This window comes from Novosphingobium sediminis (assembly GCF_007991615.1).
GTDB lineage: Bacteria > Pseudomonadota > Alphaproteobacteria > Sphingomonadales > Sphingomonadaceae > Novosphingobium > Novosphingobium sediminis.
This window is the reverse complement of the sequence record NZ_BJYR01000042.1, coordinates 1-14,027: the sequence shown is the minus strand read 5'-3', so window position 1 is coordinate 14,027 and position 14,027 is coordinate 1. Positions and strand designations below refer to the sequence as shown.

Annotated in this window: 14 protein-coding genes, 1 pseudogene and 1 riboswitch; of the genes and pseudogenes, 10 read left to right on the top strand and 5 right to left on the bottom strand. The window is 62.9% G+C overall.

Annotation, left to right across the window (positions count from 1 at the left end; genetic code table 11):
- The first annotated feature begins 39 nt into the window (after positions 1-39).
- From NSE01_RS20675 to NSE01_RS20655, 5 genes are all read left to right on the top strand, one after another.
- Positions 40-957 (top strand): recombinase family protein, encoded by a 918-nt coding sequence (locus tag NSE01_RS20675; RefSeq protein WP_017503726.1) that lies wholly within the window; start codon positions 40-42, stop codon positions 955-957.
- Between the two features lie 131 nt (positions 958-1,088).
- Positions 1,089-1,159, top strand: a riboswitch (Fluoride riboswitch).
- Positions 1,160-1,182: 23 nt separating this feature from the next.
- Positions 1,183-2,571 carry a voltage-gated chloride channel family protein gene (locus tag NSE01_RS20670; RefSeq protein WP_010339505.1) on the top strand — a complete coding sequence of 463 codons (1,389 nt, stop codon included), beginning with the start codon at positions 1,183-1,185 and terminating at the stop codon, positions 2,569-2,571.
- Positions 2,564-2,965, top strand: a complete 402-nt coding sequence (locus tag NSE01_RS20665; protein ID WP_008830660.1) for a DUF190 domain-containing protein — start codon at positions 2,564-2,566, stop codon at positions 2,963-2,965. The genes NSE01_RS20670 and NSE01_RS20665 overlap by 8 nt, the downstream gene beginning before the upstream one ends.
- A gap of 74 nt (positions 2,966-3,039) precedes the next feature.
- Positions 3,040-3,777: a universal stress protein gene (locus NSE01_RS20660; protein ID WP_147161461.1), complete on the top strand. Its 738-nt coding sequence runs from the start codon at positions 3,040-3,042 to the stop codon at positions 3,775-3,777.
- 66 nt (positions 3,778-3,843) lie between these two features.
- Complete coding sequence (locus NSE01_RS20655) at positions 3,844-5,157, top strand: phospholipase D-like domain-containing protein (RefSeq protein ID WP_037509278.1); 1,314 nt, start codon at positions 3,844-3,846, stop codon at positions 5,155-5,157.
- A gap of 67 nt (positions 5,158-5,224) precedes the next feature.
- Here the strand turns inward: NSE01_RS20655 and NSE01_RS20650 are convergent, their stop codons facing one another.
- The 3 genes from NSE01_RS20650 to copM are packed head-to-tail and all read right to left on the bottom strand — an operon-like array spanning position 5,225 to position 7,793.
- On the bottom strand, positions 5,225-5,797 hold the full coding sequence (locus tag NSE01_RS20650) for a DedA family protein (RefSeq protein WP_124810932.1): 573 nt from the start codon (positions 5,795-5,797) through the stop codon (positions 5,225-5,227).
- The gene (locus NSE01_RS20645) at positions 5,794-7,230 is read right to left on the bottom strand and encodes a YncE family protein (protein ID WP_048939397.1); all 1,437 of its coding nucleotides are present in this window, start codon (positions 7,228-7,230) and stop codon (positions 5,794-5,796) included. The genes NSE01_RS20650 and NSE01_RS20645 overlap by 4 nt, the downstream gene beginning before the upstream one ends.
- The gene (gene copM, locus NSE01_RS20640) at positions 7,227-7,793 is read right to left on the bottom strand and encodes a CopM family metallochaperone (RefSeq protein WP_242443602.1); all 567 of its coding nucleotides are present in this window, start codon (positions 7,791-7,793) and stop codon (positions 7,227-7,229) included. Before copM ends, NSE01_RS20645 begins: the two co-directional genes overlap by 4 nt.
- Here copM and NSE01_RS20635 point away from each other — a divergent pair.
- From NSE01_RS20635 to NSE01_RS20615, 5 genes are all read left to right on the top strand, one after another.
- Positions 7,793-8,389 (top strand): uracil-DNA glycosylase, encoded by a 597-nt coding sequence (locus NSE01_RS20635; protein ID WP_048939396.1) that lies wholly within the window; start codon positions 7,793-7,795, stop codon positions 8,387-8,389. The genes copM and NSE01_RS20635 overlap by 1 nt on opposite strands.
- Positions 8,390-8,472: 83 nt before the next feature.
- On the top strand, positions 8,473-9,342 hold the full coding sequence (locus tag NSE01_RS20630; protein ID WP_048939395.1) for a LysR family transcriptional regulator: 870 nt from the start codon (positions 8,473-8,475) through the stop codon (positions 9,340-9,342).
- Positions 9,342-10,493 (top strand): TDT family transporter, encoded by a 1,152-nt coding sequence (locus tag NSE01_RS20625; protein ID WP_100239874.1) that lies wholly within the window; start codon positions 9,342-9,344, stop codon positions 10,491-10,493. Before NSE01_RS20630 ends, NSE01_RS20625 begins: the two co-directional genes overlap by 1 nt.
- Before the next feature lie 85 nt (positions 10,494-10,578).
- Positions 10,579-11,829: a molybdopterin-dependent oxidoreductase gene (locus NSE01_RS20620; RefSeq protein WP_008830651.1), complete on the top strand. Its 1,251-nt coding sequence runs from the start codon at positions 10,579-10,581 to the stop codon at positions 11,827-11,829.
- An 11-nt stretch (positions 11,830-11,840) separates the two neighbouring features.
- Complete coding sequence (locus NSE01_RS20615; protein ID WP_008830650.1) at positions 11,841-12,317, top strand: hypothetical protein; 477 nt, start codon at positions 11,841-11,843, stop codon at positions 12,315-12,317.
- A 230-nt stretch (positions 12,318-12,547) separates the two neighbouring features.
- Here the strand turns inward: NSE01_RS20615 and NSE01_RS22005 are convergent, their stop codons facing one another.
- Together NSE01_RS22005 and NSE01_RS20605 are read right to left on the bottom strand one after the other, a co-directional pair.
- A complete protein-coding gene (locus NSE01_RS22005) occupies positions 12,548-13,687 on the bottom strand; it encodes a TniQ family protein (RefSeq protein WP_080727012.1) in 1,140 nt (379 codons plus the stop codon).
- A pseudogene (locus NSE01_RS20605) lies at positions 13,684-14,027 on the bottom strand (TniB family NTP-binding protein); the annotation flags it as partial. The gene NSE01_RS22005 and the pseudogene NSE01_RS20605, both read right to left, overlap by 4 nt.

Here is a 14,027-nt window from a genome sequence, read left to right as displayed (position 1 = left end):
ACAACCGGTCGGTTGACCCCGTTAGATGGATTGTGACAAATGCCCTTGATCGGTTACGCCCGCGTTTCTACCGACGAACAGGATACCTTCGCCCAGATTAGTGAGTTAAGACGCGCAGGCTGTGTAACCCTATTCGAGGACCGGGCCAGCGGCGCTAGCCGCAGCCGTCCGAAACTGGCCAGCGCGCTCGCAGCGGTGGGACAGGGGGACACCCTCGTGGTTGTGCGGATCGATCGCCTCGCACGATCGTTGTCACATTTGCTGGAAATCGTCGAAGCGCTCCGCGCCAAGGGAGCGTATTTTCGCTCGATCAATGATCCGATCGACACCAGCAGCCCGCAAGGGATGCTGATGACACAGATGCTTGGCGCCTTTGCGGAGTTCGAACGTGCGCTTATTCGCGAGCGGACGCGGGCAGGGCTGAAGGCCGCGGTTGCGCGCGGCGCCAGACCGGGAAATCCGAAGATGCGCGCGAGAGACCCGTCGGCGATAGGCGACTTGCGCCACAGTTTGAAGGAAAAGCATCTTCACGAATTGGTCGATGGCCGGCTTCGATGGCTGCCAATCGTCGAGCGGTTGCGACCGCACTTACCCTGGAGCTTGGTGCTCCGGCGTATTCAGGCGCTTAAGCCGCCGGTGCGGTCGTTTTCCGAGCGTACCCTGGTGAAGGCATGCCGAACGTTGGTCGAAGCGGGCTACGCTGATCGGGTGATACTCGAGGCGGCGCCGCGATTGGCTCCCGACAGTCGGATCGCATTGCTGGTGGCCGACAAGCTCAACAACGATCCAGATGCTACTCTTCGCAGCCTCGCGACGTGGTTGAGCAAGGATTTGCGAGAGCCAACGCCGCGCAAAGGTACGCAATGGTCGCCTGAGGGGGTGAGGCGCGTGATTTCTCAGGCGCGGAATTTGGGCTTGATCGTCGTGCCGAAGTTACCGGCGACCTTATCGCCGTGAATGCCGGAGAAGGTCGGCTGCGGGCCGAAAGGCGACTGACAGCTTCCAGCGCAGGAGAGGCATGAAGTTGCCGTACAGATCCACCTCCGCATGCGTTGCTGCTTGACCAAACGCATTCGCCATACGATATGCGCCGGCAAGGCGATGGATTTCCGCCGGGCTTCGGCCGAACCGCCTTCGGGCTGATGATTCCTACCTGATGCGTTTTCGCAACAAGGAGGAATCGTGCGCGCTAAATTCGCAATATTGCTGTCGAACCTGAACGTCCTGACCTTTGTTCGGGACCGGCACGACCATGCTCTGTCCGTGTTGCGTTGGCTGGCGCTCCTTGTTCCCATGGCGGCGGCGGTGGGCAGTCTCTGCGCAGCCTTCCTCTGGAGCCTGGATATTGCCACGCGCACGCGCTTTGCGCATCCATGGCTGCTGTTCCTCCTGCCGGTCGGCGGGTTCGCGGTCGGGCTGCTCTATCATCTGTTTGGCCGCAGCGTCGAAGGCGGCAACAACCTGATCGTCGAGCAGGTCCATGAACCGGGCGGCGGCGTACCTTTGCGCATGGCGCCGCTAATCTTCCTCGGCACCGTTGTCACGCACCTGTTCGGCGGCTCGGCCGGGCGAGAAGGGACGGCTGTGCAGCTGGGCGGCAGCCTTGCCAGCGCCTTCGCCACGATGTTTCGGCTTGATGCCGAGAGTACCCGCATCATCCTGATGGCGGGTATTGCCGCAGGTTTCGGGGCCGTTTTCGGCACACCGCTGGCAGGCGCCGTTTTCGCTCTCGAAGTGCTGGCAGTCGGCCGTGTGGAATATCGGGCGCTGGTGCCGGTACTGATAGCTGCGATTGTCGGCGACTGGACCTGTCACCAGTGGGGAATCCACCACGGATTGTACCATATCGACTATCTCCAGCGCGCGGTCGGACCGATTGCCGTCGACCCGGTGCTTCTGCTCGAGGCGGGCGTTGCCGGTGTGGCGTTTGGACTGGTCGGCCTGCTGTTCTCCGAACTGTCGCACGGCTTCGGCGACTTCGTGAAGCGCCACGTCCGCTTCGGGCCGCTGCGTCCCTTCCTGGGCGGCCTGGCGGTGATCGCTCTGGTCTATCTGCTCGGTACGCGCGACTATCTTGGCCTCGGCGTCTGGGCGCCCGACGCCTCGACACCCACCATCGCCGGCTTTTTCGCGCCGGGGCCTGACTACTGGAGTTGGGCGCTCAAGCTGCTGTTCACGGTCGTGACGCTGGGCACCGGCTTCAAGGGAGGCGAGGTAACGCCGCTGTTCTTCATCGGCGCGGCGCTCGGCCACGCCCTTGGCACCCTATTCGGCGCTCCTGTCGATCTTTTTGCCGGTCTCGGGTTCGTTGCTGTCTTTGCCGGGGCAGCGAACACGCCTTTGGCCTGCACCATCATGGGCATCGAACTGTTCGGTGCTACCCATGCCGTCTACATCGCCGTAGCCTGTTTCGTCGCCTATCTGTGCTCAGGCCACAGCGGCATCTACCTGTCTCAGCAGATTGCCGTCCCCAAGCATCCGCGCATTTCCATCAGCCCCGGCATTACGCTGCGGAGCGTTCGCGCCGCGCGCCCTCAGATCACAAAGCAGGATCTTCGTAAAAATGACTGACACGGCTATTCTCACGTCCAGCGAGATCGGCATGCTGCGTATCTACATGGCGCCGCGTGATACGGCAGAGCCGCGCAAGGCATGGAAGCTGTGGTCAGCACGCCCGCTCTATCGTGAGCTTGTCGTCCAGGCCAAGGCTGCCGGTCTGATGAACGCCGTAGCCCATCATACCCATTACGGCTTCAGCAACCACGGGCCGGTGCTCGATCAGGGCGCGGAAACGAGCAATCCCTATCTGACCATGTGCGTCGAACTGATCGGCCACCGCGCCGATCTTGAACTGTTCTGCCAGCGGCATGCCGCCCTGCTGTCGACGAAGGTGGTCATCTACAAACAGCTCGAACATTGGTCGATCGAAGCCCCGGCAAGGCCGCATCAGGAGAGCAAAGCATAAAGATCCTTTCCGTCATCGTCGGAGCCGACAGCACTGCGACATGCCTCAATGCAGCCGTTCTCGCAGCGCAGAGCGTGGGGGACTGTACAATCGAAGCGCTGAATGTCGTGGTCGATCCCGGCCTGCTCGTTGCCGCCAGCGAAGAGGTCGATATGCAGCGTCTGCGCGAACATTGGGAAGGCACGGCCAGCGAGCGATCGGCCGCCTGCCACACGGCTTTCGTGGCATGGACCGCAGGAGCCGCCCAGGACGCGCCACCCGTTGCCTGGCGAACCATCGTTGGGGATGAGCAAGTCGTGGTGACGCAGGAGGCGAACAATGCCGACCTGCTGGTCGTGATCGCCCACGAGCGAAACATGGACGGCGGGGACGCCCTGCATGCCGCGCTGTTCGATAGCCAGAAACCGGTGCTGATCGTCCCGGTTTCCTGGAAGCCCCAGCCCGGTCAGAGCTTTTCGCGTGTGGCTGCCGGCTTGAGCGACTCCGATGCGGCAAGGCGCGCCATCGAGGCGGCCACGCCCTGGTTGGAAGGCGCCACTGACGTCACCGCTATTCGGATCGGCGATGCAGGTGATCCGGCGCTCAAGCTGGAAGCGCTGCTCGACGATGCAGGGATTGCGCACCAGCTCCACGTCGTGCCGCGCTCGCACGAAAACCTTGGTCAGCAACTCCTGACTGAGGCCCATCTGGCGGGAGCGGATATGCTTGTGACGGGAGCCTATCGGCATAACCAGCTGATCGAATGGTTCGCAGGCGGAACCACCCGGCACCTGCTCGCCAAGGCGGACATCCCGCTCCTGATGGTTCCCTAAGGTTGAAGGGGGCGTGATCTGACGGGCGCATCGACACGACGCAGCAGAGACAGGTAGCATCGCGCGATGATCTCCATCCCGAACCTGACGCTCGCTTATCTGCTGCTCGAATGGGCGATCCGGCTCATCATGGTGGTGGTCATTCCGGTGCGGCGTCCGCCCGAAGCGGCGCGCAGTTGGCTGCTTCTCGTGCTGTTCTTGCCGGTGCCCGCCTTCATCCTGTACCGCCTGATCGGCCGGGCCGCGTTCCCATCCTGGCGGCGGGACCGCTTCAGGCGGGCGGCGCCGGAGCGGGAGAGTGCCGGGCAGGCGCTGATGAGCAGCAAAAGCGCGCCTTCCCGGACAGCTGTGCTTGCACAATGGCTGGGCGGTTTTCCAAACTGTGGGGGCAACGCCCTCCATCTGCTTGAGGACTATGACGGCACGATCGACGCTATGGTGACGGCGATAGATGCAGCCCATGTTCGGGTGCATCTGCTGACCTACATCTTCGCAGACGACCGGACGGGACAGAAAGTCGCAGATGCCCTTGGCCGCGCACATGCACGCGGCGTCGATGTCCGCGTCCTGATCGATGCGCTGGGCTCGCGCCCTTGGGCAAAACGCAGCCTACCGATGCTGGCGGACCGAGGCGTCACTGCCCGCCTGGTCCTGCCGGTTCGCTTCGCGGCGCTTCGCCGTGCGCGAAGCGATCTGCGCAATCACCGCAAGCTGTGCCTGATCGATGGCAGGGTCGCTTTCGTAGGGTCGCAGAATATTGTGAACCGCGATTTCAAGCCCGGGATCGTAAATGACGAACTCGTAGCGCGGGTTGAAGGCCCGGTTGTCTGCGCGCTCGATGCGGTCTTTGCCAGCGACTTGTTCCTTGAGACCGAACAGACCATCGCGGCCTTGCCCGTGCCCGATGCCTCAGGCGCCTCAGAATTGCAGGCGATGCCCAGTGGGCCAGACTACCGCGTGCCCGGCTATGAGCGATTGCTCGTCGAACTCGTTCACGAGGCGCAAGAGAATATCACCATTGTCTCGCCCTATCTGATCCCAGACGAAGCCCTGCTGACCGCGCTCAAGAACGCGGTCGCACGCGGCGTCGCGATCGACCTCGTCGTTTCGCGTGTCGTGGACCAGCGGCTCGTGAACCTTGCCCAGCGATCCTATTATAGCGAACTGCTCGAGGCGGGCGTACGCCTCCACCTCTACCGCGACAGGTTGCTGCACGCGAAGAACGTATCGATCGATGGCCGCATGGCCGTCATCGGATCCAGCAATGCCGATGTTCGCTCCTTCATGCTGAATGCCGAGATCAGCCTGATCTTGCATGATGAAGCGTCCACCGGACCTCTCGCGGATGTCCAACGGGGATACATCCGCCGAAGCGACTGACTTTTGCTGGAGGAATGGCGTGATCGCCCGCGTGTTTCCCGCTTCTGCGAAAATCTAGCTCGCCTCGTCAGTCCTTTGCTGTGACCTCGCGCCTGCGGTGCCGGAAGTGTGCGGCGAGGCCGACGAGGAGCAGCACCGCGAGTACGGGCAGCAGAACATGGCCCACATCGCGGACGCGGCCAAAAGCGGCCTCGATGCCCTGACCGAAAAGGTAACCCAAGGTCACGAAGACCGTCGCCCAAACCATGGCCGCCAGAGCGTTGATGGCCATGAAGCGGGAGGCAGGAAGCGCAGTCGTGCCGATCGCGATCGGGCTGACGGTGCGCAGGCCATACAGAAAGCGGAACCCGAACACGAACAGCACCGGCCGCCGCTCGAACACATCGATGGCGCGGCGGAACGCGGCTTTCTGCTGGACGCGCTGAACGTAGCGATGATTGCGGAACCGGCGGCCGAGGGCAAAGAAGATCTGATCCGCGACGAAGGAACCGAGCGCCGCCGCTGCTATGGCGGCGGGGTACGCGATCAGGCCACGGTGGACCATCACGCCGCCCAGCACGACTACCGTCTCGCCTTCGATGCCCGCACCAAGGAACAGAGCCGCAAGGCCGTACTGGCTAAGGATCGCTTCAAGCGTCACGGCTTCTGCCGCTGGACCACCGCGCCAGCCTCATCCGGCGCGCCGGAACGGATTACGAGGAAGCGGCGCTCTGCAGGCGCGGCATCCTTGACGATCTGCCGGATCGGGCCAACCGCATTGACGATCGCCGCGCCTGCCGGATTGGTCATGAACTTGGCCAGCGGCTCGATTGTACCGGTGCCATCCTGACGTGCCGCCAGACCCAGCGTAAAGGTCTGCTTGGGCGCCAGTCCGGCGACGGCAGCCTGCAGGATCTGGACCTGCCCCTGATCGAACAGCGACACCTGGCTCTGTCCCTGACCTTCCAGGACGACCTGCGCTTTCCCCTGCGCCTTGGCGAGCGGCACGAGGTTGTCGAGGCCTTGCCCCGAAGGCACGGCGCCGGGCACATAGGCGACGCCTTGCGGGCCCTGTCCGATCGGGATCGTGGCAATGACCTTGTTCGTGGCCGTATCTATGACGGCGACTGCATCGTCATTTTCCAGCCCGACATAGATCCGGCTGCCATCGCCTGAGGGCCAGAGCCCATGCGGCAGCGCGCCGACCGGCACCGAGGCGATCTGGTCGAAAGTGTCGGTGCGGAACACCTTGACGATATTCTGCGTGCCGACCGTGACATAGGCGAACTGGCCTTTGGGAGTCCTGGCGATGTTGACATGGTTCGTGATCGGCCCGGTGTCGATCGTCTTCATCACGGCGAAAGGCGGCTTGGCGTCGAAGACCATGACCTTGCCGACGTCCTTGAGCGTCAGCCATACCTGCTTGCCGTCAGGCGTGGCGGCGATGTCCGGGCAGAACGGGCTGTCCTGCTTCACGCGGCCAACGATGCGCTTCGACCTCGTGTCGATCACGACGGTTTCCGGCGAGAAGCTGGAACAGACGTAGCCGTATTTCCCATCGGGCGAGAAGATCGTCATGCCCGGCCCATTGGGTACAGCAATACGGCCCGTCTCCTTGAAGGTGGTCCCGTCGAGCACAGCGATATAATCCTCGCCGCGCACGCTCACCCAGACTTCTCGGCCATCGGGCCGGAAGAAGGCTTCATGCGGGGAACGCCCGACGTAGGCGGTGTGCTTCACGGCATTGGTCGCGGTATCGATGAAGCTGACCGAGTTGGACCCGATCGACACGACCGCCAGTGTACGGCGATCAGGCGAGAAGCCCATGCCATGCACCAGAAGCTGGCCGCGATAGAGCGGGCTGAGATTTGCAGGCGTAGGATCGCCGAGCTTGATGACACCCAGCAGCGTGTTCGTCGACGGATCGATGACCGATACCGTGTTGGAAAACTGGTCCGAGGTGTAGAAACGGTCCTGAGCGCTGATAGCCCGATCAGGCTGGGCATTGGGAACCTGCTGCGCATTTGCCGGGAGTGCGACAAGGGCAGCCGCTATCGGCAAGGTGTACGACACGATGCTCAGCGTCTTCTTCATTTGTCGTCTCCCATGTGATGGTGCGCGCTGGCAGCGGGGCCTGTCTTTTTCGCGAGAATGTCCTGCATGACGGCGATCTCCTGCCGCTGCTCGACGATGATGCCCTGAGCCAGGCGGCGCAGGCGTTCGTCTTTTCCGTATCTGAGCTCCGCTTCCGCCATCTCGATCGCGCCCTGGTGATGGGGGATCATCATCGCCGCGAAGTCGCGGTCCGGGTCGCCCGATGGCGCAATCATCATCGCATGGTGCATCCGCTCCATGGAGGCTGCCATCTGGCTTGCAAAGCCATCGGACGATGCCGCCAGTGCGGCCGCCGATGCTGTCGCCGCGCAAAGGCCGGCCAATCCCCATAGCAGTTTCAAGTGAAGCCCTTTCGTCATGGCGTTCCGGCGATAACGCCTACAGCGGTCGCAGGTGTCATCCTCGCAGCATGCAACGGAAAAAATGCGAGCTGCCGAGGAGCAGGTACGCCAACGCAGGCGTTGCCTGTCGAACACATGGCGCAACACTCGCCATCGATCCAACCGATGATTTTTGTAGTTTCGATAGGATTTGACGATCAATGGCCTGGCTGGATGATCCCGCGTTGATCGCCGAACGCAGAGCGGCACTTGGTGCGCCGCACATTGCGCCGCTGGAGATATGGCGTGAGGGGCTCGTTGGCGCAGGACACACGGTGCCGCATTTCGACCCGTTCGATGGCGGCATAGATGCGCGCCTTCTCCTGCTTCTTGAGACGCCGGGCCCCGGGCCTGATCGCACTCGCTTCGTGTCGCGGGACAACCCATCTGGCACTGCTCGTAACCTTCGCCGTTATCTGGAAGCGGCGGGCATCGCGCGAATGGACATCGTTCAGTGGAATTGCGTGCCCTGGATCGTCCACGCCCCCGGTGCCCGCAATCGCGCGCTGCGCCGAACGGAGATTGCCGAAGGTCTCGCAACGCTTCCCGACCTGCTTGCGAAACTGCCGGGCGTGCGGGTCTGCATCTTGGCGGGCCGGGTGGCGGCGGGGGCGGAAGCACTTATCGAAGAGGCACGGCCCGATGTGTCGGTCATCACCATGCCCCACCCTAGTCCGGCCAATGTCTGCACCAGTCCTGATGTCAGCCAACGGATCGAAAGCGCGCTGCTCGCCGCCAGGAACGCACTCATCAAATGATCTTAGAACGAGATTGGAATGATATAATCAATGCGTTGGAGTGATTGATCGGGCTGCGGTATCAATGGTGACAGGAGATCACCATGACCCTTGAACAATTACGCATCTTCGTGGGCGTTGCCGAACGCGAACATATGACGCGGGCCGCCGAGGCACTGGGCGTGACCCAGTCCGCTGCCAGCGCGGCGATCGCTACGCTGGAGGCCAGGCATGACGTGCCGCTCTTCAACCGCGTGGGCCGCGGCATCGAACTGACCGAGGCGGGTCGCATGTTCCTCGATGAGGCACGCGCCGTTCTTGGCCGCGCCGCGACGGCGGAGCTTACCCTGGCCGAGTACGGCGGCCTGAAGCGCGGAACCCTGCGCCTTGTCGCCAGCCAGACCATCGCCAGCTACTGGCTGCCCTCGCGCTTGGCTCAGTTTCACAGCCGCCACCCCGCGATCCGCGTCGAACTCGCAATCGACAACAGCGAGGGTGCGGCGGCACAGGTACTGGATGGCCGCGCGGAACTGGGCTTTGTCGAAGGTTCGATCGACCAGCCCGCACTCGCCCACTGGAAAGTCGGCGAGGACCGGATGCTGCTGATCTCGGGGCAGGCTGTCGATACCATCGATGAGGACTGGGTGCGCGGCGCCAACTGGATCGTGCGGGAGCACGGGTCCGGCACACGGTCGAGTTTCGAGGATGTCCTGCGTGATCGCGGTATCGATCCGGCAGACCTGAACATCGCCATGACGCTGCCGTCCAACGAAGCCGTACGGTCCGCTGTCGAGGCCGGCGCCGGTGTCGCGGTCCTTTCCGAACTGGTGGTGCGCCGCGCGCTTGCTGCGGGGCACCTTCATGAATTGCCGCTCGCGATGCCAGCCCGTCCATTTGAGGCGTTACGCCACAAGGAACGGTATCGCACTCGGGCAGCCGACGCGCTGACCGAACTGGTCAAGGAGTTTGGATGATGACCACGGATATCAAGCCCATCCTCGAAGGGATGCGCCCGCTCAGCCGGCTCGATCACCCGCGCGAGATGATCCGCCAGTTCACGCCCAACTGGTTTGCCGCAACCATGGGCACGGGCATCCTTGCGCTGGCCCTCCCGCAGATGCCGGGCATCGGCGCTTCGCTCAAGCCGGTGGGAGAAGTGATGTGGTTCTTTAACATCGGGCTCTTCACCCTTTTTACCGCGCTCTATACCGCGCGCTGGATCCTGTTCGGCCACGAAGCGCGGCGCATCTTCGGGCACAATACCGTATCGATGTTCATCGGCACGATCCCCATGGGCCTCGCCACGATCATCAACGGCTGTCTCGCATTCGGTATCGCGCGCTTCGGCGAGGGCATCGTGCCGGTCGCCACGGTCTTGTGGTGGATCGACGCCGCCATGGCGGTGAGCTGCGGTGTGCTGATCCCGTACTTCATGTTCACGCGCCACCAGCATTCACTCGATGGGATGACGGCGGTGTGGCTGCTGCCGGTCGTGGCGGCCGAAGTGACGGCTGCCAGCGGAGGACTGTTGGCGCCGCATCTGGCGCAGGGCAGCGCACAGTTTGGGATGCTCGTCACGTCCTACATCCTGTGGGCCTATTCGGTCCCGGTCGCCTTCAGCATTCTTGCACTGTTGATCCTGCGCATGGCGCTCCACAAGCTGCCGCATGAGGGCATGGCCGCATCGAGCTGGCTGGCGCTTGGCCCGATCGGTACCGGCGCGCTGGGCATGCTGGTTCTGGGCGGCGACGCCCCCGCGATCATGGCTGGGCATGGGCTGGCCGATGTCGGCACTGTCGCCCAAGGCATCGGCACAATCGCCGGTCTGTTGCTGTGGGGCTTTGGCCTCTGGTGGCTGGCGCTCGCCTCGCTCATCACCTGGCGCTACTGGCGGGCAGGTATCCCGTTCAACCTTGGCTGGTGGGGCTATACCTTCCCGCTAGGCGTCTTCACCGTGGCAACCTTTCGCCTTGGCACGACCCTGAACCTTGCCTTCTTCGGTATCGTCGGCACCGCCCTGACCCTGGCGCTCGCGCTGATGTGGATCGTGGTGGCCGCCAAGACCCTGATCGGCGGATGGCGCGGCAATCTGTTCGTATCACCCTGTATCGCCGCTACAAACTGATCGGGCATTGCGATCAGTAACGGCGTTCTGATCGCTTGCTTCTCACAGCAGCACCCGCCACCATTTTGCCCGAGAGGATACGACCATGGACAGACTGGATGCTGAGCTCGCGGCCGAAACAAGCCGCCGCCGTTTCCTGCAGAATGCCGCGCTCGGCGGTGCAGCCATCGCTGCCGCACCCGCTCTGGCGCAAGGCATCACGCAGGGTCTGACCGACCTGCATCTCCCCGGCGGCAATGCGCAGCGCCCAATGACGAGCGCATTTCCCGGCAAAGGAAGCATGATCCTCCAGCGCGTCCATCCGCCGTTGCTGGAAACACCGATGGATGTCTTCGACCGAGATGTGTTCACCCCCAATGACCAGTTCTTCGTGCGCTGGCATTGGGCGGACATCCCGACCTCGATCGACGTCGATGCCTTCCGGCTCACTATCCGCGGGCACGTCAACAAGCCGATCGCAATCAGCCTCGAACAGCTGATGCGCCTGCCGCGGGTGGAGATGGCCGCGGTGAACCAGTGCTCGGGCAATTCGCGCGGGCTGTTCCAGCCCCGCGTCCCCGGCGCGCAGTGGGGCAACGGGGCGATGGGCAATGCGAAGTGGCTCGGCGTGCGCCTGCGCGATGTGCTCGATCTGGCCGGGGTGAAGGCGGGGGCGGTCCAGGTCCGGTTCGGGGCGCTCGATCAACCTGTGGTCGCCGGTGCCCCGGACTTCGAGAAGGCGCTCGACATCGATCATGCCCGCGACGGCGAAGTGATGATCGCCTTCGGCATGAACGGCACGCAGCTGCCGCTCCTCAACGGCTTCCCGATCCGGCTGATCGTGCCGGGCTGGTACTCGACTTACTGGGTCAAGATGCTGAACGACATCGAGGTCTTGCCCGGGCCTGATGACGAATACTGGATGGCCAAGGCCTACAAGATCCCGGCGACGCCGGGCGCCAATGTAAAGCCCGGCGCCAAGGACTTCCCAACCGTTCCGATCAACCGCATGATCCCGCGTTCGTGGGTTACCAGTCTGGGCGAAGGTCAGCGGATCGCACACGAGGCCTCGATCCCGCTCGGCGGTATTGCCATGGGCGGCGACTGCGGCGTGGCACGGGTCGATGTGTCCACCGACGGCGGTCGCCACTGGTTTGCAACCAAGCTCGGACCGGACCACGGGAAGTACAGTTTCCGGCGGTGGGACGCCCAGGTTCCCTTGCCCGGCCCCGGAAAGACGTCGCTTATGTCGCGCTGCTGGAATACGGCAGGCGTCGCACAGCCGATGGCGCCGATCTGGAACCCTGGCGGTTTCATGCGCGGCAATATCGAAACCACTACCATCGTGACGGCATAAGGAGCTTTGGCATGAAAGCGCCAACCCCAGGCATGCTGGCCGTCGGACTGCTCGGCGTGACCGTCTTCACCCTCATGATGGTGGGCCCTCCCGGCAGCTACACCCCGCTGCCCGAACCCCAATCCACAGGGCCTACACCCAGCAGCATTTCCGTGAACGGCTTTACCATGACCTCGGATACGGTCGATCTTCCTATCGATGAGCAGCAATATCCCGATGGCCCTCATGCCGATGTCATCAATGCGAATTGCACGTCTTGCCATTCCGCCAGCATGGCGATGACCCAGCCAGTGCTTTCAGCGGACCAGTGGAAGGCAACGGTCACCAAGATGAAGGATGTCTACAAGGCTCCCGTGGCGGACAAGGACATTCCGGCTATCGTCGACTATCTGACGGCGATGAGTGCAGCGCAGGATGGGGCGCCGACCGGAAAGGCTCAGGATACCGCCCCCGGCACCGCGCCGGATGCCTCCGGAGGAACGGGTTGAGGCGCCAAGCTGCGTAACGTCTGCTTTCAGGCGCTACCCTAGGAGCATTGAGCGGCGGGAATGGGCGCATGTTGCCCAATCGCGGGACGGAATGGAATTGATGAAATCCAGCAGAAGCGCCGCATTCAGGTGCGCGCCGCCAACCTCCTAAGTTAATGGACACTTGCCGCTAAAAAGCGTGCGGCCAGCTAGAGGCCAAATGCGCCTGCCATCCGTAGGCTCGCGGGTACTTAATGGCGCGAAGAGAACGCATTTCCGGCCGCGTCACGGAAGAGAGTTTTGTAGGCCGTCGAGGCGCTCCGTAACGCGGACATCCGCTCGACTTTTTCGTTCCGATGGCACGCTGCTTCCACTGTTCTTTTCAACGTCGGCGAGCACGCCTGACGATCTTGGATGAACTGTTGGAGTGCGATGCTATCGACCATCCGCGCCCATACGTCGACAACCGGCTCGTCCTCGTTTCGCACCGTTGGGTCACAGTCTGCATCGAGCATCGCGGCGCAGATTGCGATAAGGCAACGACGCATTGAGGGGCTGGCAAGCGCGAGCGGCATTTCACAGGAAGGCTCGTTGGGGCAAACGTTATCGAGCGTGAGCACAGGCGCCGCAAACCGATGTAGGAGTCTATCACGCAGTCTCCAGCGCCTGTGGGCCCTTGCGAACAGTAGACAGATTCTGGCGGATTCTTCGAGCAGCTGACCGGCTGAAGTGTCGTTGAAGCGAAATTGATCTGGGACCTTTCCCCTAAGCGCACCCCTCAGCGCGGCTTCAAAGGCTACGATATTGATCCAGATGGGCTGCGCTGCTGGCTCAAGCTCGAGCGCCCTGGGGTGCGCCCGTTCGAGGCCCCGACGGCAGCGAATACAGCACAATCTTGGCGGCCCCTGCGATGACCGCTTAATCGCCCAATGACTACTCCCGCAAGACACGCATCGATCGACGAGTGGCCAGTGGTGCCGGAAACAGAAGCCCCACGCAGCCATGGCCCAGTCCGCACGGATATAGGCGGGGCGGCCAGCGGCATAGTCCTCGGCAAGGCAACGACTGCACCAGCTCAACCGGAGGGTAAGAGCGGGCGCGAAATCTCGGCTAGGATCATCGGATGGAACGTGGTGCCAGGCTACAAAATCCGGGGTGATCCTCGGATACCGATAGCAAAGACCGAGTTCGGCGACACTGTTTTCCGTGAAGCCCTCGCTTGCGGCAAGCTCAGCGATCATCGATTTTTTTGGGTTTACATCGGGATGCCGCCAATGGCCTGCGCGATTTCGATAGGCGCGCAGCAAAGGCTCACCCGGAGCCCGCTGATCGCGCACGCGCGCCAGCCATGAACTGAGAAGTTCATCCGCGAATGGCTCCACGAAACTCATACGGTCGCCCGGCCGATTGTCCTTCGCTTGCCTGCCGACGTAAACATGGAGACGAGAGGAAGCGTCACGTCGTTGGCCTCGAAGCTTGCGGCATCAAGCATCTCGCGGCCATCGCGGATAGCCGTGACAGCGGCTGCCTCGATGAGCCGGAATATTCGGCCCGTCACACCCTGGGTGAGGGCCAGCACGCGTTGCCGCGCTTCGACGGTGTCGAGCATCGATGGGCGTCTCAGGGGCAGCAGGCCCGAGAAGCTCGCAAGCAGCTGGCGCAGGGCATGATCGTTGCGCCATGGCATCAATTCGAACGCCCCAAACCGGTCGGCAAGGTTCGGATCCATCA